Origin of the sequence: Curtobacterium oceanosedimentum, from assembly GCF_040545555.1 — a bacterium.
Taxonomy (GTDB): domain Bacteria; phylum Actinomycetota; class Actinomycetes; order Actinomycetales; family Microbacteriaceae; genus Curtobacterium.
This window is the reverse complement of the sequence record NZ_JBEPMD010000022.1, coordinates 1-17,716: the sequence shown is the minus strand read 5'-3', so window position 1 is coordinate 17,716 and position 17,716 is coordinate 1. Positions and strand designations below refer to the sequence as shown.

21 protein-coding genes are annotated in these 17,716 nt (G+C 72.3%); 12 read left to right on the top strand and 9 right to left on the bottom strand.

What is annotated here, in order from left to right; translation table 11 throughout:
• Nucleotides 1-170 precede the first annotated feature (170 nt).
• Nucleotides 171-479: a hypothetical protein gene (locus tag ABIC52_RS16075; RefSeq protein WP_126890449.1), complete on the top strand. Its 309-nt coding sequence runs from the start codon at nt 171-173 to the stop codon at nt 477-479.
• Nucleotides 479-1,654: a hypothetical protein gene (locus ABIC52_RS16070; RefSeq protein ID WP_354027805.1), complete on the top strand. Its 1,176-nt coding sequence runs from the start codon at nt 479-481 to the stop codon at nt 1,652-1,654. Before ABIC52_RS16075 ends, ABIC52_RS16070 begins: the two co-directional genes overlap by 1 nt.
• A 20-nt stretch (nt 1,655-1,674) precedes the next feature.
• Here ABIC52_RS16070 and ABIC52_RS16065 read toward each other — a convergent pair whose 3' ends face one another.
• From ABIC52_RS16065 to ABIC52_RS16035, 7 genes are all read right to left on the bottom strand, one after another.
• Entirely contained in the window at nt 1,675-2,301 is a 627-nt protein-coding gene (locus ABIC52_RS16065) for a response regulator transcription factor (protein WP_354027804.1), read from the bottom strand.
• Nucleotides 2,298-3,503, bottom strand: a complete 1,206-nt coding sequence (locus ABIC52_RS16060; RefSeq protein WP_354027803.1) for a sensor histidine kinase — start codon at nt 3,501-3,503, stop codon at nt 2,298-2,300. The genes ABIC52_RS16065 and ABIC52_RS16060 overlap by 4 nt, the downstream gene beginning before the upstream one ends.
• 53 nt (nt 3,504-3,556) lie before the next feature.
• The gene (locus ABIC52_RS16055) at nt 3,557-4,372 is read right to left on the bottom strand and encodes an ABC transporter permease (RefSeq protein WP_354027802.1); all 816 of its coding nucleotides are present in this window, start codon (nt 4,370-4,372) and stop codon (nt 3,557-3,559) included.
• On the bottom strand, nt 4,369-5,214 hold the full coding sequence (locus tag ABIC52_RS16050; RefSeq protein ID WP_354027801.1) for an ABC transporter ATP-binding protein: 846 nt from the start codon (nt 5,212-5,214) through the stop codon (nt 4,369-4,371). The genes ABIC52_RS16055 and ABIC52_RS16050 overlap by 4 nt, the downstream gene beginning before the upstream one ends.
• Before the next feature lie 259 nt (nt 5,215-5,473).
• On the bottom strand, nt 5,474-5,758 hold the full coding sequence (locus ABIC52_RS16045) for a hypothetical protein (protein ID WP_209676615.1): 285 nt from the start codon (nt 5,756-5,758) through the stop codon (nt 5,474-5,476).
• A 166-nt stretch (nt 5,759-5,924) separates the two neighbouring features.
• Nucleotides 5,925-8,360, bottom strand: a complete 2,436-nt coding sequence (locus ABIC52_RS16040; RefSeq protein ID WP_354027800.1) for an ATP-binding cassette domain-containing protein — start codon at nt 8,358-8,360, stop codon at nt 5,925-5,927.
• Nucleotides 8,361-8,415: 55 nt separating this feature from the next.
• Complete coding sequence (locus ABIC52_RS16035; RefSeq protein ID WP_354027799.1) at nt 8,416-8,937, bottom strand: excalibur calcium-binding domain-containing protein; 522 nt, start codon at nt 8,935-8,937, stop codon at nt 8,416-8,418.
• Between the two features lie 159 nt (nt 8,938-9,096).
• Here ABIC52_RS16035 and ABIC52_RS16030 point away from each other — a divergent pair, with 159 nt between their 5' ends.
• From ABIC52_RS16030 to ABIC52_RS15995, 8 genes are all read left to right on the top strand, one after another.
• Entirely contained in the window at nt 9,097-9,933 is an 837-nt protein-coding gene (locus ABIC52_RS16030; RefSeq protein WP_354027798.1) for a hypothetical protein, read from the top strand.
• Nucleotides 9,926-10,231, top strand: a complete 306-nt coding sequence (locus tag ABIC52_RS16025; RefSeq protein WP_209676623.1) for a hypothetical protein — start codon at nt 9,926-9,928, stop codon at nt 10,229-10,231. The genes ABIC52_RS16030 and ABIC52_RS16025 overlap by 8 nt, the downstream gene beginning before the upstream one ends.
• Nucleotides 10,232-10,259: 28 nt before the next feature.
• Complete coding sequence (locus tag ABIC52_RS16020) at nt 10,260-11,156, top strand: hypothetical protein (protein ID WP_354027797.1); 897 nt, start codon at nt 10,260-10,262, stop codon at nt 11,154-11,156.
• Entirely contained in the window at nt 11,153-11,572 is a 420-nt protein-coding gene (locus ABIC52_RS16015) for a hypothetical protein (RefSeq protein ID WP_354027796.1), read from the top strand. The genes ABIC52_RS16020 and ABIC52_RS16015 overlap by 4 nt, the downstream gene beginning before the upstream one ends.
• Before the next feature lie 95 nt (nt 11,573-11,667).
• Nucleotides 11,668-12,600 (top strand): NADP-dependent oxidoreductase, encoded by a 933-nt coding sequence (locus ABIC52_RS16010; protein ID WP_354027795.1) that lies wholly within the window; start codon nt 11,668-11,670, stop codon nt 12,598-12,600.
• A 174-nt stretch (nt 12,601-12,774) separates the two neighbouring features.
• The gene (locus ABIC52_RS16005) at nt 12,775-13,149 is read left to right on the top strand and encodes a lactococcin 972 family bacteriocin (RefSeq protein WP_161972575.1); all 375 of its coding nucleotides are present in this window, start codon (nt 12,775-12,777) and stop codon (nt 13,147-13,149) included.
• Nucleotides 13,150-13,178: 29 nt separating this feature from the next.
• Entirely contained in the window at nt 13,179-15,065 is a 1,887-nt protein-coding gene (locus tag ABIC52_RS16000) for a hypothetical protein (protein ID WP_354027794.1), read from the top strand.
• A complete protein-coding gene (locus ABIC52_RS15995) occupies nt 15,059-15,703 on the top strand; it encodes an ABC transporter ATP-binding protein (RefSeq protein WP_209676633.1) in 645 nt (214 codons plus the stop codon). The genes ABIC52_RS16000 and ABIC52_RS15995 overlap by 7 nt, the downstream gene beginning before the upstream one ends.
• Before the next feature lie 28 nt (nt 15,704-15,731).
• Here ABIC52_RS15995 and vsr read toward each other — a convergent pair whose 3' ends face one another.
• Nucleotides 15,732-16,385, bottom strand: a complete 654-nt coding sequence (vsr, locus tag ABIC52_RS15990) for a DNA mismatch endonuclease Vsr (RefSeq protein WP_354027793.1) — start codon at nt 16,383-16,385, stop codon at nt 15,732-15,734.
• Nucleotides 16,386-16,401: 16 nt separating this feature from the next.
• On the opposite strand from vsr, the gene ABIC52_RS15985 reads away from it, so the two are divergent.
• Complete coding sequence (locus tag ABIC52_RS15985) at nt 16,402-16,617, top strand: DUF1653 domain-containing protein (RefSeq protein WP_238638065.1); 216 nt, start codon at nt 16,402-16,404, stop codon at nt 16,615-16,617.
• 3 nt (nt 16,618-16,620) lie between these two features.
• Here the strand turns inward: ABIC52_RS15985 and ABIC52_RS15980 are convergent, their stop codons facing one another.
• Nucleotides 16,621-16,926 carry an LPXTG cell wall anchor domain-containing protein gene (locus ABIC52_RS15980; RefSeq protein ID WP_354027792.1) on the bottom strand — a complete coding sequence of 102 codons (306 nt, stop codon included), beginning with the start codon at nt 16,924-16,926 and terminating at the stop codon, nt 16,621-16,623.
• 138 nt (nt 16,927-17,064) lie between these two features.
• Here ABIC52_RS15980 and ABIC52_RS15975 point away from each other — a divergent pair, with 138 nt between their 5' ends.
• Nucleotides 17,065-17,577, top strand: a complete 513-nt coding sequence (locus ABIC52_RS15975) for a hypothetical protein (protein WP_354027791.1) — start codon at nt 17,065-17,067, stop codon at nt 17,575-17,577.
• Nucleotides 17,578-17,716: the final 139 nt, after the last annotated feature.

Below are 17,716 nucleotides of genomic sequence, written 5' to 3'. Positions count from 1 at the left end.
GGGGGACCTTGTGGGAGAGTAGGACGCCGCCGGACTCAAACTCCAGCAACACCAGGAAACCCCTGACCGTGATCGGTCAGGGGTTTCCTGCGTTAACGGGGAACTTCTCTTGTCGAGGCTGATGCTGTTCCGTGTTGCAGGCTCCTCGAGCCGTCGGACAGGATGGTCGTGTGGGGGGACCGGTGATCGTGATGCTCGTCGGGGCGGTGTGCGTCGTGTTGGGAGCGCTTGCGTACGCCGGACTCTGGCGTTCGTGGGTCCACTGGAACGCGACGACGCAGGTCTTCGGCTTCGGGTGGCTCGGGTTGTCGATGCTCTCCTTCGGTGCTGCGTTGACCCAGTTCGACGGGCCCTTCCTGGCCCTGGCCGGTGTCCTCATGATCGTGTACGTCGTGTCCGGCATCATCGGGTTCTGCCTCATGCTCGGCATGCTGCGCTGGGCGACCCCGCGCTGGTACCGCGATCGGACACGACGATGATGAGCGGGGAGCCGACGCTGCCGTGGCCGGACGTCCGGTGGGACCGTCTGGCGATCGTCGGTGGCCTCGTGCTCGAGGTTCCGGACGACTGGACAGCGGTCGCGGGGCCGGGAGCGGTCGAGCTCGCACGTGCCGGGTCGACCATCACGCTGCGTCACGTTCGTGCGCGTGGTGCCGACCCTGTTGTCGGGTTCGCAGCCGTGGCAACGGACGACCGCGACGCGCTGCTCATCGAAGGCGCTCCGGAGCGGTTGACCGTCCTGCGGAGCACCGGGACGATCCTGGACGTCCGGTACGGCAGTGTCGGGCCGACAGCGGTGCGCATCACTTCCCGCGGGCCGGTCGACGAGTGGCCGCTGGCGGTGCAGGTCGTCGACGACGTGCTGCGGTCGCGATGGTCGACCGCGTCGGTGGAGCGATCAGCACCGATCCCGCCGGCAGACCGCGTCATCGGCGCGGACACCACGAGCGGCAGTGCCGCGTCGGAGGGGCGTGATCGTGCGGCCGCGCTGCTCACGGTCCGTGGGCCGGACGGGTTGTTCGAGCACCTCGTGCAGGTGGAGGACCGCGGGGTGGTCCCCGGACGGGTCCGACGGTCGGAGGTGGGCACGGCTGCTCGCGCTGCCGGCCTCACAGGACGCTTCGGCGCGCTGACGGCCGCCGGTGCCGCGCTGCTGCGTCCTGCGCACGGTCCGGAGGACCTGCTCGTCGTCGAATGCCGGACGCGCGACGTCGTGACGAGGCGATGGCGCGCGTGGCTCAAGGAGGGTTCGGCACTCGTCGTCGAGGACGGCGACGGGCACAGCGCGATGGGCGTGATCCCGCACGGGCAGCTCAGCCGGGCGCTCCTCGCGTGGGTCGGCGTCGATCCGAGCTGGGTGGTCGAGGACCAGGAGCCGGCGACGGTCCCGCTCGCTGCCCTGGACGATCGTGATGGTCCGTGCCCGAGCGACGTCGGGTGGATGCAGGCGGCATGGCGCGTCCGCGACTGGCACACCGTCCGAGGGTGGGGCGAGCGACGGCAGTTCGCCGTGCTGTCGATCGTGGTGCCGGGCATCGGTGTGTTCGACCATGAAATCGACGGCGACGCGGTCACCATGCGGCCGTCCTCGCCGGCGGCGTTCGCACGGGACGTCGTCCGGTTCCTGACGGTCGGACGGCGCGACCCTGCCTGATCGCAGACGTCTGCCGCACCTCAGCGCAGCAGTCCGAGTTCCATCGCGCGGGTGACCGCCCGGGTGCGGTCGTTCACGCCGAGCTTCTCGAACACGTGCCCGAGGTGCGTCTTCACCGTGGTCTCGCTGACGAAGAGCGTGCGACCGATGGCGGGGTTCGAGTTCCCCTGCGCCACGAGCTGGAGCACCTCGAGCTCGCGCGGGCTCAGCGCCGGCCCGACCGGGACCTTCGCGGTGGTCCGGCGCACGAGCGCTGCGGCTGCGGAGGGCGCGAGGGCCGTCTCGCCCCGGGCGGTGGCGCGGAGGCCCGCGAGGATCTCGGACTCGGGCGCCGCCTTGAGCAGGTAGCCCGAGGCGCCGGCTTCGATCGCCGCCAGGATCTGGTCGTCGGACTCGTACGTGGTCAGGATGAGCACGCGGATGCCCGGCTCACGCGCGAGGATGCGTGCCGTTGCCTCGTCCCCGTTGCACCCGGGCATGCGCAGGTCCATGAGCACGACGTCGGGACGCTCCGCCAGGACGGTCGCGACGGCTTCGTCACCGTCGCTGGCCTGGCCGATCACCCGGACGTCGTCGGCGTCCTGCAGCAGGGCGACGATGCCCGCGCGGACGATGGGGTGGTCGTCCGCCACCACGACCCGGATCACCGTGCCGCTCCCGTGGCGGTCGGCTGCGCCGGTGCGGACTGGAGGCTCGGCTCGGCTCCGGTGGGCACGGATGCCTCGACCACGGTGCCGGTCCCCGGCGCCGACCGCACGACGCACGTCCCGCCCGCCAGGGCCAGCCGGTCGAGGAGCCCGCGCAGACCGTGCCCGGCGGTCGGAGCGTCGGCGTCGAAGCCGACGCCGTCGTCCTCGACACGGAGGACGGTGCGCGGACCGTCCACGTGCAGTGCGACGCGGGCCGAGGCCGCACGGGCGTGCGCGCGGACGTTGGCCAGGGCCTCCTGTCCGACGCGGAGCAGGACCACCTGCGCGTCGCGGTCGAGCGGGCAGTCCGGGGCATGGACCACGACCGGGATGCCGGTCTCGCGGGTGAAGCGCTCACCGAGTCGGTGCAGTGCAGCGCCGAGGCCGTCGCTGGCGACCCCGGCTGCGCCGGCCGCGACCAGGACCCGTGATTCCTCGAGCGCGGTCCGGGCGGACTCCTCGAGCACGGCGAGGCGCTCGTCGAGCCGGTCGGGCCGGTCGGCGGCGAGGTCGGCGCGTGCCCGTTCGGTGAGCATGACGATGCCGGCGAGGTCCTGCGCCACGGTGTCGTGGAGCTCGCGGGCCAGGCGTTCCCGTTCGCTCGTGACGCCGGCAGCGCGGTTCGCCTCGGCGAGGGACTGCTGCGTCGCCTCGAGCTGCTCGATGAGCCTGCGGCGCTCGTCGGACAGCCGTGCGATCCGGGAGATCCAGAGCCCGAGCGCGCACGCGCCGAGGACGCTGATCGCTTCGATGATGATCGTGCCGGCGAGGGCGTCCGGGCCGGATGCGATCTGCAGGCCGACGCCCGACGCGATGCCGATGGCGACCGAGACCCAGACGGCGGTGCGGATGCGCTCGACCTGGCACCATGCCACGGGGAACAGGACGGACTGGACGAACGCGGTGCTCGGCACGACCGCGGGCAGCACGAGGGCGACGACCACGAGCAACGGCACGAAGGCTGCTGCGGCGCGGGGTTCGTCGTACCCACGCCAGCCGTACGTCACGTACGCCAGGGTGAGCAGCCCGAGGGCGACGAAGGCCGGCCAGCGTGACGGCCAGGGCGACCAGTCGGTCGCTGCGATCACCGACACGAGCGCGACGGCGACTGCTACCGCGACGTGCAGTCCCCAGTTGCGGTGCCTGGTGATCCGGTCCATGCCGACAGCATCCCATCGAGTGCGGCCGGTGCGGGCGTTCTCCACAGGCACGATCAGGAGTCCCGTCGGTTCCACCGGAACGTCAGGAGGCACGCGATGGTACCGACGACCAGCCATGCTGCCAGGACGAGGGCTCCGAGTCCGAGGTGCCACGCGCCTCCCGGCTCGCCGGACGCGAACGCGTCCGGCAGGAAGACCGAGCGCATCCCCGATGCCATCCAGCGCAGCGGGAAGACGCCCGCGACGGTCTGCAGCCAGTCGGGCAGCTGGGTGAAGGGGAGGTACACACCGGAGATGAACTGCAGGACCAGGACGATCGGGACGACCGTGGCGGTGGCGCGGCGGCCCTCACGGGGGAGCGCCGAGATCGCGATGCCGAGGACGCTCGCCGTCGCGACGCCCAGGAGCATGATGCCGGCGAACCGGGCCCACGCTCCGCCGTCGGTCGGCAGGTCGACGCCGAAGACGACGCCCGCGACGACGAGGAGCAGTGCGGTCTGCACGATCGAGGTCACGAGGACCATGCCGATCTTGCCGACGAAGTAGCTCACGACCGGCAGCGGGGTGCCACCCAGGCGCTTGAGCGTGCCGTCGCTGCGCTCGCCGGCGATGTCCACGCCGAGTGCCTGCGTGCCGGAGAGCAGGAAGCCGGTGGCGACGAGTCCGGGCAGGTAGTACGTGGCGTAGTCGACGCTGACGCTCGGGCCCGCCTGGATGTCGTCGGCGCTGCTGAACGCCACCGAGAACAACGCGAGCATGACGATCGGGAAGAGGAAGGTGAAGAAGACCGAGTCCGGTGCGCGGAAGTACGAGCGGAGCTCGTACGCGATGCGGTGGGCGCCGAGGCGGATGCTGACTGCGGGGTTCATGCTGCGTGCTCCGAGATCATGGTGAGGTAGACGTCCTCGAGCGAGGGGCGGACGACCTCGAGCGCGTGCATCGGGGTCGTGGTGCTCCGGACCAGTGCGGTCGGGTCCGTCGTCCGGCGCTCGTGGGGTGCGCCGGTCTCGTCCTGCCACCGGACGATCGGGGTGCGTGCGTCCTGCCCGCCGATCGCGTCGATGGGTGCGACGTCGAGCAGTCGGCCGCCGGCGAGCACGGCGGCCCGGTCCGCGAGGTGCGCCGCTTCGTCGAGGTAGTGCGTGGTGAGCAGGACGGTGGTGCCCTCGGCGCTGACGCTCCGGATCAGCTGCCAGAACTGCCGACGGGCCTCGGGGTCGAAGCCGGTGGTCGGCTCGTCGAGGAACAGGACCTCGGGCCGACCGATGATCCCGAGGGCGACGTCGACCCGGCGGCGCTGTCCTCCGGAGAGGCGGCTGATGCGGGTGTTGCGCTGGGCCTCGAGTCCGGTGGCGGCGAGGAGCTCGTCCACCGGACGGCTGCGCGGGTACAGGTGGCGGAAGTGCTGCAGCTGCTCGGCGACCGTGACGTTCGGGGACTCGCCGCTGGTCTGCAGGACGATGCCGACGCGGGCGTTGTGGGTGCGGCTGGCGTGCGCGGGGTCGTGCCCGAGGACCCGGACCTCGCCGCCGGTGCGGGAGCGGAAGCCCTCGAGGATCTCGACCGTGGTGGACTTGCCGGCACCGTTCGGGCCGAGCAGCGCGAAGGTCTCGCCGGGCTCGATCGTGAAGGAGACGTCGTCGACGGCGGTCTTCCCGCCGGGGTACTGCTTCGTGAGGTGCTCGACCGAGACGGCCGGTGTGGTGGACATGTGTCCAGCCTGACCGACGGGTGGGGTCCGGCGGATCGGAGGGGCGGGCGGAGGTGCATCCTCCGATCGGAGGATGGACAGCGGCTCGGTCCGGCTCGGCTCGGCTCGGCCCGGCCCGGCTCAGCTCGGTCCAGCTTGCCGCCGGGCAGAGAGCTGTCCCGCGGCGGCACAGCAGGCCATCAGCGAGCGGGCGACGGGTTGCGGAGCAGCTGCCGACGCCGTGCGGAGGGTGCTCGGTGTGCCGGACCTCCGCGATGGCTCAGCGCCATCTGCTGCGCAGCGCGCGGAACCAGCGCGGAGTGAGCGCCGGCGGCAGGTACCAGGTCGAGCCGGCGCCGAGCAGGGCGATGACCGCGGGGATCCAGAAGAGCCAGTCCGGGCGGCGTGGCAGCGCGAGGACGATGCTCACGAGGACGATGCCGAGGCCGAACCAGAAGAGGCCGAAGACCCAGTACGACAGGCCGTCCTTGGCCCAGGCGCGCCAGAGCCCGGTGTAGCCGAGCAGGCCGACGAGCATCAGGGCGGCACCGACGATCCAGATCACGTGGTGCTCCAGCTCCGCTCGAGCAGCTGCGGGAGCGCCTCGAGCACCCAGTACGACGGCCCGAGTTGCATGTCAGTGCACACCTTAGCTTTGCAGCGATCCCGGCGGGAAGGGGCTGAGCGTCCGCGGGAGGCGCGGGGCGGGCTGGTGACGCGCCTCCCGTCCGTCAGCTCCCCAGAGCGGCCCGCAGGTACGGAGCGGTCCGGCTCGCGGCGCTCGCCGCGACCTCGTGAGGGGTCCCAGCGGCGACCACCTGGCCGCCCTCGTCGCCGCCGGCCGGCCCCATGTCGATGACGTGGTCCGCCTGCGCCACGACCGACATCACGTGCTCGACCACGACGACGGTGTTGCCCGCGTCGGTCAGCCGCTGCAGCTGCGCGGTGAGGAGCTCGACGTCCGCCGGGTGCAGGCCCGTGGTCGGTTCGTCGAGCAGGTAGAGCGTGTGACCGGTCCGGGCGCGTTGGAGTTCGGTGGCGAGCTTGATGCGCTGGGCCTCGCCGCCGGAGAGCTCCGGCGCGGGCTGACCGAGCCGGAGGTAGCCGAGGCCGACGCTCCGCAGGGCGTCCAGCGCGCGGGCGGCGGCGGGCAGGTCGGCGAGGGCGTCCGACGCGTCGTCGACGGTCATGCCGAGGACGTCCGCGATGGTCGACCCGTTCCGCCGGACCTCGAGCGTCTCGGCGTTGTACCGGGCGCCGTGGCACTCCGGGCAGGGTGCCCAGCTGCCTGGCAGGAACAGGAGCTCGACGGAGACCGAGCCCTCGCCCTGGCAGACCTCGCAACGGCCGCCCTCGACGTTGAACGAGAACCTGCCGGCGGTCCAGCCGCGCTCCCGGGCGTCCTCCGTCGCGGCGAAGGCCTGCCGGACCGCGTCGAACATGCCCGTGTAGGTCGCGAGGTTCGAGCGGGGCGTCCGGCCGATCGGCTTCTGGTCGACCTCGACCACGCGGGACACGAGCGGGTGCTGCGTGGCGACCGTCGGCAGGACGCCGCCGACGAGCGACGACTTGCCGGAGCCCGAGACGCCCGTGACGGCGGTCATAACTCCGAGGGGTAGGTCGACGTCGAGCCCGTTGCCCGTGTCGCCACGAAGGTTGTGCAGGGTGAGGTCACGGAGCTCGAGCGTCCCCACGGGTTCGCGCTGCTCGTGCTCGACGGGGGAGGTCCGGGGCTGCAGGTAGCGCCGTGTCACGCTCTCGGGGACGTCGGCGAGCCCCTCGGGCGGCCCGCTGTAGAGCACGCGCCCACCTCCCGAACCGGCACCCGGGCCGACGTCGACGATCCAGTCCGCTCGCCGGACGATGTCCATGTCGTGCTCGACCACGAAGACGCTGTTGCCGCTCGCGCGGAGGTCGTCGAGGACCTGCACGAGGGACTCAGCATCGGCAGGGTGCAGCCCAGCGCTCGGCTCGTCGAGCACGTATACCACACCGAACAGCCCCGACCGGAGCTGCGTCGCGATCCGCAGGCGCTGCGTCTCACCCGGGGAGAGCGTCGGCGTCGCCCGGTCGAGCCCCAGGTACCCGAGGCCGAGTCCGACGAGCACCTCGACCCGACCGAGCAGGTCCCCGGCGATCGACTTCGCGACCTCGGACCGTTCCCCGGACGTCACCCGGCTCTGCGCGGGCGACGGGTCGGTCAGTGTCGCAGCCGGTCGGAGGACCTCGGCGACCTCGGACAGCGGCAGCGCGTTGAACTCCGCGATGGAGTGGCCGCCGAACGTCACCGCGAGGGCTGCCCGGGTCAGCCCGGAGCCGTGGCAGAGCTGACACGGGCCGGACTCGACGAAGCGCAGGGCCTTGTTCCGCTGCGTCTCGCTCTGCGAGTCGGCGAGGGTGTGCAGCGTGTACTGCCGTGCGCTCCAGAACCGGCCCTTGTACGGCTTCGCCACCCGGTCGCGCTTGGGGTGGACCTCGACGACGGGCTGCTCCTCGGTGAAGAGCAGCCAGTCGCGGTCCGCCTGCGGCAGCTCCCGCCACGGACGCTCGATGTCGTAGCCGAGCACCGCCGTCACGTCGCGGAGGTTCTTGCCCTGCCAGGCACCGGGCCATGCGGTGATTGCCCCGTCGCGGATGGACAGCGACGGGTCGTGCACCGCCGAGGCCTCGGTCACCTCGTGCGCCGTGCCGAGTCCGTGGCAACGCGGACAGGCGCCGGCGACGGTGTTCGGCGAGAACGAGTCCGAGTACAGCTGGTCGGCGCCCTCGGGGTAGGTCCCGGCGCGCGAGTAGAGCATGCGTACCGAGTTGCTCAGCGTCGTCAGCGTGCCGACGGTCGAGCGGGTGCTCGGGGCGCCGCGGCGCTGCTGCAGTGCCACGGCCGGGGGCAGGCCCGTGATCGAGTCGACGTGCGGGGTCGAGCCCTGCGCGATGAGCCGCCGGGCGTACGGGGCGACGGACTCGAGGAAGCGACGCTGTGCCTCGGCGAAGACCGTGCCGAAGGCCAGGCTGGACTTGCCGGAGCCGGAAACACCGGTGAAGGCGACGATGCGGTCGCGGGGGATGTCGACGTCGACGTCCTGCAGGTTGTGCTCACGGGCGCCACGGACGCGGATGAACCCGTCGGACGACGACGGCTGGTCGGCAGGGTGGTGCGGGGCGGGCATTCGTTCGAGCGTAGGCGGAACCGTGGGGCCGTGTTCCGGACTGCACGCCCGCGGCCTACTCGCAGCCCACTCCGTCGCCGTCGCGGTCGAGCTTGCGGGAGTACCCGGGGTCACCGACGCGCACCGGTGCCGCCCCGGCGGCGCGAGCTGCGTCGCAGTTGGCGAAGAACGTCGCTGCCGGCGCCGCAAGGGGTGCAGGCGCGGCTGCTGCCTGGGCAGCAGCGGCTTCTGCCGCTGCCTTCGCGTCTGCTGCTGCCTGCGCCTCGGCCGCTCGGGCGGCCGCATCAGCGGCAGCCTGTTGTGCAGCGGCTTCCTCTGCGGCCTTCTTCGCAGCGGCGTCTGCCGCTGCCTGCTGAGCGGCTGCCTCGGCCGCCGCCTTGTCTGCCGCGGCCTTCTCGGCGGCGGCTCGCGCTGCGGCGCTCGCCGTCGACGTGGGCGTCGGCGTGGCCGCGTCGGCCTCGGCCACGAGCGCTGGTGCTTCGGCGACGCTCCCGGCGCTGCAGGCGCTCAGCGCGATCACGACGGCGAACGAACCGGCGACGACCGCCGCGACGGTGCGGAACTGCTTCTGGGGCATCACGGTTCTCCTGTACCTGAGGACTTGTCCATCTTCGTGGCACCCGCTGTCCAGCACGATCCCCCAGACACGGGGGTGCGTGCGGACGGGAGGCGCGGGGCGGTCTGGTCACGCGCCTCCCGGTCGGTGGGTACGGTGGTCGTGGGGAACGGGGGATCGATGGTCGACGACATCGCGTGGTCGCCGCCGAGGCGGCGGAACGGCATCTGGTGGATCGTGGCGAGCGGGTTGCTGCTGCCCGCCGGGTGGGTGATGTGGCTGCTGGTCGCGCTCGCCGGGTACAACGGCGCCGGGAACTCGACGCACACGCTCTCGAACCAGACGATCGGGAGCATCGTCGTCACGGTCGTGTGCGCCGGGGTGCCGCTGGCCGGGGTGGTCGTGCTGTTGGTGCAACGGCGGCGGAGCCGGTCGGTGACGCTCGTCGGGCCGATCGCGTGCGCGGTGTTCGCGGTCCTCGCGGCCGTGTCGCTCGGGTACCCGACCGTCGGGATCGCGCAGAGCTGGGCTGCGGAGGAGGAACAGCGGGCGCAGCCTCCGACCGCGATCGAGACGAGCCGGACGAAGGCGCAGGCCGAGCGGGACCTCACGGCCGTGGGAGAGCGCGCGGTGCGGGCGATGGGCGCAGACTTCGGCTCCGGGGAGGTCGGGCAGTACACCGCGGCGTGCCCCCTGTCGAACCTCGACCAGGGCACGCAGTACCGGTGGCGGTGGTCCGCCTCCTCGGTGCCGGAGGACGACCCGCGATCCGAGGCGGAGCGCGAGGCCGACGAACTGCCGGCGGCGGAGCTCGAGCAGCGGATCGCTCCCGTGCGTGACGTCTTCCGTGACGCCGGACTCCGGAACGCGGACCCGCTCGGCTGGGACGTCCGAGGATACGGGGACGGATGGCTGCACGAGGCGTACGCCGGGGTGACCGAGGTCTCGGGTGAGGTGGACCTCGAGACGACCTGCCTGGCGGGCGGTCCGGGCGACGGGTACGACGAGGATGAGTGAGCACGTGTCTGCCGGTGCGCCGGGACGTCGGGCACCCGTCGGCGTCTGGGTCGCACTCGTGGCGGCTGTCGGCTGCACCGCGTACGAGATGCTCGCGGGTGCGCTCGTGGAGTGGACCGGGCTCGGCTTCGTGCCGCTGCTGTTCGTGCCGCCGCTCTACCTGACGGCGATCCTGCTGCTGATCTGGGTCGGACAGCAGGGGATCCGGGTGGCGCGGACGCTGGCGGTCGTCGTGGGGATCGTGCTCGCGGTGTCGTTGCCGGTCGCGGTGGTCGTGGCGATGCGGACGTGGAACTGAGGCTGTGGGCTGTGGACGAGGGGGAAGCGTGACGACGGACGATGACGGGACCAGGGGCAGCGGCGCTCCGAGCGGAGAGGGCCGTGCGAGCGCCGGCGGCTGGATCGCGGGCAGCATCGTCGCGCTGTTCGTCGGCTGGTGGTTGGCGTTGGCCTCCGTCCTGTCGACCGCCGGGCCCTGGTCGGGTCGGTGGTCCGACGGCGGCATGATCCTCGCGTACCTGATCGCCGCGGCGCTCGGCTTCGGCGTGCCGCTCTGGGGCTTCCTCAGCCTGCGCCGGGAGCGGCGTGACGGTCGATCGGCGCGCATCGTCGGTCCGACCGTGTGCCTGCTCCTGGCTGCCCTGGGCGGGGTCACGCTGTTGCCGCTGCCGTTCTTCCAGGGGGCGCGCATGGCCTCCGACGCCGCCGAGCGTGCGCAGCCGCCGACGGACGGGGAGACGGCGCGGACCGTGGCGGAGGCGCAGGAGGAGCTGCGGGCGCTCGGCGACCGGGTCGTCGCGGCGATGGGGCGGGACAGCTCGGCGCCGCCGGCCGAGGTCGAGACGGACACCTGCCGCCTGGACAACCACAGCGCGGGCACGATGGTGCGCTACTCCTGGTTCGTCGCAGACTGGGCACCGTCCGCGGCGGCGCCCGCGCCCGCGGCGGAGGGATCGGCACCATCGGCGCCCGCGGCGTCCGGTTCGCCGGTGCTCTCGCCGTCCGCGACCGTGTCCGATGCCGAAGGCGCCCGGATGAGCGAGCCTGCGCTGCGCCTGCTGCAGGACGAGGGTTACGAGCTGTACCAACGGTTCGACGGCGGCGGTGGCCACCTGTTCGTACCGGACGACTGGCACGGCAGGGCGACGGTCGGACAGCGCGCCGGGGACCTGCTGCTCGAGAGTGGGTGCCTGGTCGACCCGAACGCCGTCGACGAGGAGTGACCCGCAGCGGTCCCGGTGGCGAGCGTCAGCCGGGTGGCGAGCGCCAGCCGGGTGGCGAGGGCCAGCCGGGTGGCGAGGGCCAGCCGGGCGGCGAGGACCTGACGAGCACCGGGTGGATCGCGGGCAGCATCATCTCCCTGTTCATCGGGTGGTCGTTGGCGCTGGCATCGGTCCTGTCCACCGCGGGACCCTCGTCGGCCCAGTGGTCCGGCGACGGCAGGCTGCTGCTGAGCGTGATCGCCGCAGTCATGGGAATCGGGGTACCCGCCCTGGGCCTCCTCCGCATGCGGCGGCAGGAGCAGCTCGGCCGGCCGATCGGCGCTGCGGCACCGGCCGTGTGCGCGGTCGTCATGGTGTTGGCCGTCTGCACGCTCCTGCCGATGCTCTTCCTCCAGGTCGCCCAGGCCCTGTCGTAGCGACCGAGCGGGACGGCTCGGCGTCGGCCGCGCGGATGTTCGCTCCTGCAACGTCCGCTGAGTCCGCACGGTCCGGGGCGCGTAGACCGGAGGACATGAAGGTCGTCGGAGTCGAAACGTTCGGAGGGCCCGAAGCCCTCGCCGTCCACGAGGTCCCGGAGCCGCACGCCGGCCCCGGCACCGTCCGCATCCGGGTGCAGGCGTTCGCCGTGAACCCCACCGACACCGGGGTGCGCGAGGGGCAGCGGGACTCGTCCGAGGCCTCGCCGCCGTACGTGCCCGGGATGGACGCCGCCGGGGTGATCGACGAGGTCGGACCCGACGTCGAGGACTGGCAGGTCGGCGACCAGGTCATGGCGATGGCCCTGCCGCTGTCCGAGCACGGCGGCGCCTACGTCGAGTACCTCGTCGCACCGGTCGGGTCATTCACACGGATCCCGGCGGGCCTGTCGATCGAGGAGGCCGCGACCGTCCCGATGAACGGCCTGACCGCGCTGCAGATCCTCGCCCGCGCCGATCTGGCGGAGGGCGACACGCTCGCCGTCACCGGAGCCGCCGGGCTGCTCGGGAACTACGTCGTGCAGCTCGCGAAGCAGCGCGGCATCACGGTCATCGCCGACGCAGCACCGAAGGACGAGGACCTCGTGCGCTCCCTCGGGCCGGACCACATGGTGCGCCGCGGCGACGGGTTCGCGGCGGCCGTCCGGGGCATCGTGCACGGCGGGGTCGACGCGCTCGCCGACGCCGCGGTGCAGCGGGACGAGGTCGTCGACGCGGTGCGGGACGGCGGGTTCTTCGCGGACGTGCGGGGCTGGGAGGGCAACGGCGCTCGCGGCATCCGGTTCGAGCGGATCATGGTGTTCTCGGAGTACACGTCGTTCGACCTGCTCGAGGAGCTGCGGCAGGCGGTGGAGGACGGGGTCCTCACGCCGCGGGTGGCCGAGGTGCTGCCCGCTACGCGTGCTGCGGAGGCGCACGAGCGGCTGGCTGCCGGTGGGACGCGGGGGCGGTTCGTGCTCACCTGGTGAGTGCGGGTCGCGGTCGCGACACGATGACGGACGGGAGGCGCGGTGCCAGCTGGTACCGCGCCTCCCGTCCGTTTTCCTCGTACACGGTTGATATACCAAGCGTGACGCGCGGTGTTCCGGTTGCTACGGTGGCGCTTCCGATGGGAGCCCATCGGGAGTTGAGGAGGAGCAATCGTGAGGAAGAAGTTGGTCTCGATCGCAGCCGCCGCGGTCGTCGTGGCCGCCATCGGGCCGGTCGGAGCGACCGCGGCGGTGGCGTCGGATTCTCCGGCGTCGTCCGGACGGGTGGTCGAGGGAGGCGCGTCCGCTGACCGGGTCGGCGAGACCCGGAACGGGACGTCCTACCCGGAGGGCGGCACGTGGACCTACGGCGTGTGGAGCGGGGAGGTGCACTCGGTCTACCAGCACAACGGATCCACGCACCGTGCATCGGTGAAGTCGCACGGCGTCGTGACCCGATCGGCATGGCAGCCACCGACGAAGGTCGCGTACGCCCACCGGCCGAAGGCGGTTTCCGGGAACCAGGCGTTCTGGGCCCGCCGCGGATGAGGAACTTCGCGGCTGCCACCGTCCTGGCGGTGGCAGCCGTCCTCGCGCTGTCGGCAGTGCTCGCGGTGTCCGTCGTCGGCGAGGTCGAGGCACTCGGGCTCCTCGCCGGGCGGGCGACGCTCGGGCTCACTGAGCTGCCGGTCGGCGAGACGAAGGTCGAACACATCCGAGACATCACCGCTGCGGCTGAGTGCTCCGGGGTGCGAGTCTCGCTCCTGGTTCCGGACCGTGACGGACGGCCCGGGGTGTGGACCGCCTACACGTTCCGGGGGACGGCAGCGCAGCCCGGGATCGGTGCGGCGATCAGCACACGGCCGATCGGTGACGGTGGCACGCTCGACCTGCTCGGTCCGATGGCGGTCGAGGGCGACGGACGGTCGGTCCGACGGTTCACCGAGGAGCTGCGGCAGGCCGGGTACACGACGGTCGACACCACGCCCGCTCCGGTCGAGGCGCTCGTCGTGGTCCTGGCGCGGCCGACCATCGCGCTCGTCACGGTCGCCGTCCTGCTCGGACTGGGGATCGCGCTCGTCGCCGAGTCGAGACGCCGTGCCGGACGGCAGGACCTTCGTTTGCGAGCGGGCTGGTCCGGTGGGAGCGTGGCCTGCGCGGAAGCCCTGGACCTCGGTCGCCTGACGGGCCCAGTGGTGGTCGCAGCATGCGTGGGTCCGCCGGTGGCGCTCGCGGTGCACGGGGCCAGCGCCCCGGCGCTCCGGTTCACGACGGTCGTCGTCGTGGTGTGCGTCCTCGCGGCGTTGCTGGCCGCCCTCGTGCTGCACGTCGGCTGCGCCCTGCTGAGCGCTGCCGCGACCCACCGCGCTGCGGAGGCTCGATGGCCGATGGTCCTCGTCGCCGCCGCCGGCATGTCGCTCGTCGTCGTGGCCGTCGCCGACGTGCAGTGCCTGCAGGACCGTCAGCGGACCACCGCCGAGGCCGAACGGATCCTCGTCGCCGAAGCTGCGCACGGGGACGACGTCGTGCTCGGCACAGCGTCGACGACCCTCGAGCAGGACCAGGCGTTGGGGGCGATCGCGACCGGAGCACTCGCGCGAGGGGACGCCAGCATGGCGTACTCCTCCTTCACGGATCGGTTCACACTGGTCGGCGACGCCAGCGCGTCCCTGCGTGCACTCGTGCCGGGCGGCCTCCCTCCGCACGGGCAACCACTCCTGCTCGTGCCCGATGCCCTCGCCGGCGAGAGCGACGCGCTGCGCGATGCTTCAGCGGCGGACATCGCGACCGGTTGGCAGGTGGAAGGACGTCAGCCTCCGCGACCACTCGACATCCGGATCCGACGGGTGCGCTCGACCGCAGCCGTCTCCGAGTCCGCGATCCTCTGGACGAACGGGATCGAACCGCTGCTGCCGACGTGGCCGGACATTCCCGTGTTGGTCGTCCCCGACCCGAGCGACCTCGCACCGAATCAGGTCGGGACCGGCGTCGCGAACGGCGAGGTGCGCTTCGCCGACCGCGCGGCGCTCGAACGCCAGCTGCGGGCTGCCGGGCTCGCGGACATCGTCCTGCAGGTCGACCGCGTGGGGGCCCGCGTGGAACGGCAACTCGGAGAACTCCGGACCGAGCGCCACACGCTGCTGCTGGCCGTCGGTGCTGCGTTGTCGGCCCTCGTGCTCGCAGCGATCTCGCTCGTGGGCGAACACCGCATCCGCACCGCTCGACTCGGGCGCGTGCAGTACCTGGTCGGACGGCACCCGCTGGTCCGGCACCGGTGGTTCCTCGTCGGCGCGAGCGGCACAGCCCTGACCACCGCCGCGGTGACGAGTGCGTTGTCGGGAGCTCGGGGGGACGTGATCCTCACCGCAGGCGTCGCCAGCGGAGTGGGCGCCCTCGTGTTGCTCGGCGTGGTATCCGCCGTGATCCCGACGCGTGGAGCGGACGAGTGGAGGAAGACATGGTGATCGCAGCGCCGGTGCTCGAAGTCGACGGACTGGGGTTCGACATCGGGCCCCGGAGGTTGTGGGACGAGCTGTCCCTGTCCGTCCGACCGGGGAACGCCGTCGCAGTCCTCGGGCCGTCGGGGCAGGGGAAGACGACACTGCTCCGCTGTCTCGGCGGGCTGCAGACCCCGACGCGAGGGGCTGTCCGGTTGCGGGGCGAGGACGTGCACCGGAGTGTTCGTCGCGCGCGGCGGCTGATGCGGCGAGACCGCGTCGGGTTCGTCGTGCAGGACCACGCGGTCGTGCCGCAGTGGACGATCGAGCAGAACCTCGGCGTCGTGCGGCCGACCGGTGTCCCTCGGCGTGAGCGCGACGAGCGGGTCCAGGAGGCGGCGAACGCGGTGGGGCTCGGGGGTCGCCTCCGGATGCGGGCGGGGTTCCTCAGCGGTGGGGAGCAGCAGCGGGTCGCCGTCGCGCGGGTGCTCGTACAACGGCCGTTGCTGGTGCTGGCAGATGAGCCGACGGCCTCGCTCGACGAGATGAGCGCGGTGCTGGTGCGGGACGCACTCGAGCAGCTCCGGAGTGCGGGGAGCGCGATCGTGGTGGCGACCCACGATGCCACGCTGCAGGAGTGGGCAGGCGGTCAGATCACCCTCTGACGCCCGACGGTCGGGGCACAGCCTCCCGTCACTCTCGTCCCTGCCCTTGCGGTCGGCCGACGATGGCGGCCCAGCGGTCGAGCTCGTCCTCGACGCGATCTGCGACTGCTGCGGGATCGTCGTGCTCCCACGAGCGGAGGACCCGCCAGCCCTCGGTCGTCAGGATCGCCTGGTTCCGGGCGTCGCGCTGCCGGTTCGCCAGCAGCTTCCGGCGCCACAGCTCGGCGTTCGCCTTCGGGAGCTGCACGTGCTCCTCGCAGCGGTGCCAGAAGCAGCCATCGATGAACACCGCGATCCGAGCACGAGGGAACACGAGGTCGGGGCGGACGCGGCACCGGCGGCTGACCTGACGATCGACGAAGAACCGACGGCCACGGCGGTGGAGCTCTCGTCGGACGGCGAGATCGGGTGCCGTGTCCCGTCGACCGAAACGCGCCATGTGTCGGCGGCGTGCGTCATCGGCTTCCCACTGTTCCACTGTGCGACGATCGCACGCGTGCACCGTCGTCGCGCGAACGATGACGGATCGGTGGACAAGGCTCTGTGTCGGATATCCGGTGCAGGGGAGTGGACGCCTCGCTCGGGCCGCTGCGGTGTCGAGCGTCGCGAGGGAGCGACGGACGCGGTCGAGGTTGCGGTGCAGCACCACGAAGACGATCACGCCGGCGAACGATGGTCGCATGGGTACCATCGGCCGCGTGAGCAGCGACGTGACCCCTGGGCGGTACCGGCACTTCAAGGGTGGGGAGTACGAGGTGGTCCTCGTGGCGAAGGACGTCGAGACCGAGGAGCCGATCGTCGTGTACCAGGCGCTGTACGGGGAGCGCGGGCACTGGGTGCGGTCGCTCGCCGACTTCACGGCGCACGTGGCTCGGGACGGGTACGAGGGGCCGCGGTTCGTCCGACTGGCCTGACCGTCACCTCCGTCGATCCGCGGCGCCGGCGAGGTGCACGCGCTGGGTCCGGCGCCGCCGGACCACGAGCAGGTCGGCCGCGACGAACCCGAGCGTGACGACGATGAACCAGACGGTGGTCGCATCGCCCGTCGACGCCGTCGCGAGCGTGGGTCCGTCGCCGGGCGTGGCGGTGATGAGACCGGGGACGCTGGTGGGCGCACCGGTTATCGCGGCGAGGGCTGTCATCACGATCGCTGCAGCAGAGAGTGTCACGACACTGCCCACCATCGATCCGACGACGACGAAGGTGAGGCGCAAGGGCTGCATGGGGGTCTCCTGGTGGTCGGTCGTCAAGCCGTGGTCGTCGGCCGCGGCATCGGTCTCATTTGTACTGATTCGGGGTTGAAACATCAATACCTCGTGCGGCCCTTGGCGGCCGTGCACCCACCGGCAACAATGGGTGTGATGAGCCGGTACGTGGGAGAGGTGTTCGTCGTCCGTCGCGAGGGCGTCCTCGTCGCTGAGCCGACCGGTGGCGTCGCGCGACGAGATACCGATGCTCCTCGGCAGACGTGGTTCGCGACCATCGACGACGAGACGTCAGGCCTGCCGCTGGTCCGCCACGGCAGCGCCTCCGCTGAGATCGAGCTCGTGCATCCTGGTCCCGACAGCGGGTCGGTCGGACGGGTCGTGCGGTTCCTGCCGACGGCCGGGACTTCCGTGTCGGCTAGGGCGGTCGCGGCTGATCGGCGAGATGACGCGATAGACCGTCTCGAGTTAGTGCCGGAGGAGTGGCAGCCCTACGAGGTGCGAGCGGGCGAGCTCGACGCGCACGGGTGGGAGGCGTTCGTCGGCACGCTGGTCCCGGTACCGGTCGAGGAGATCGATGCCGTGCTCGGGGCGGGCTGGGAGCAGCTCGTCCGGATCGAGCCGTGGCTCGTACCCCTTCAGACCGAAAGCGATCATCCGGCGACCTGAGCGGTGACGGACGGGAGGCGCGGGGGGCGCGGGGCCCCCCCCCCCCCCCCCGCCCGGGGGGGGGGGGGGGGGCCGGGGGGGGGGGTAGCCCCCCGCGGGGGGGGCGCACCCCGGGGCGGGGGGGCGGCGGCGCGGGCGG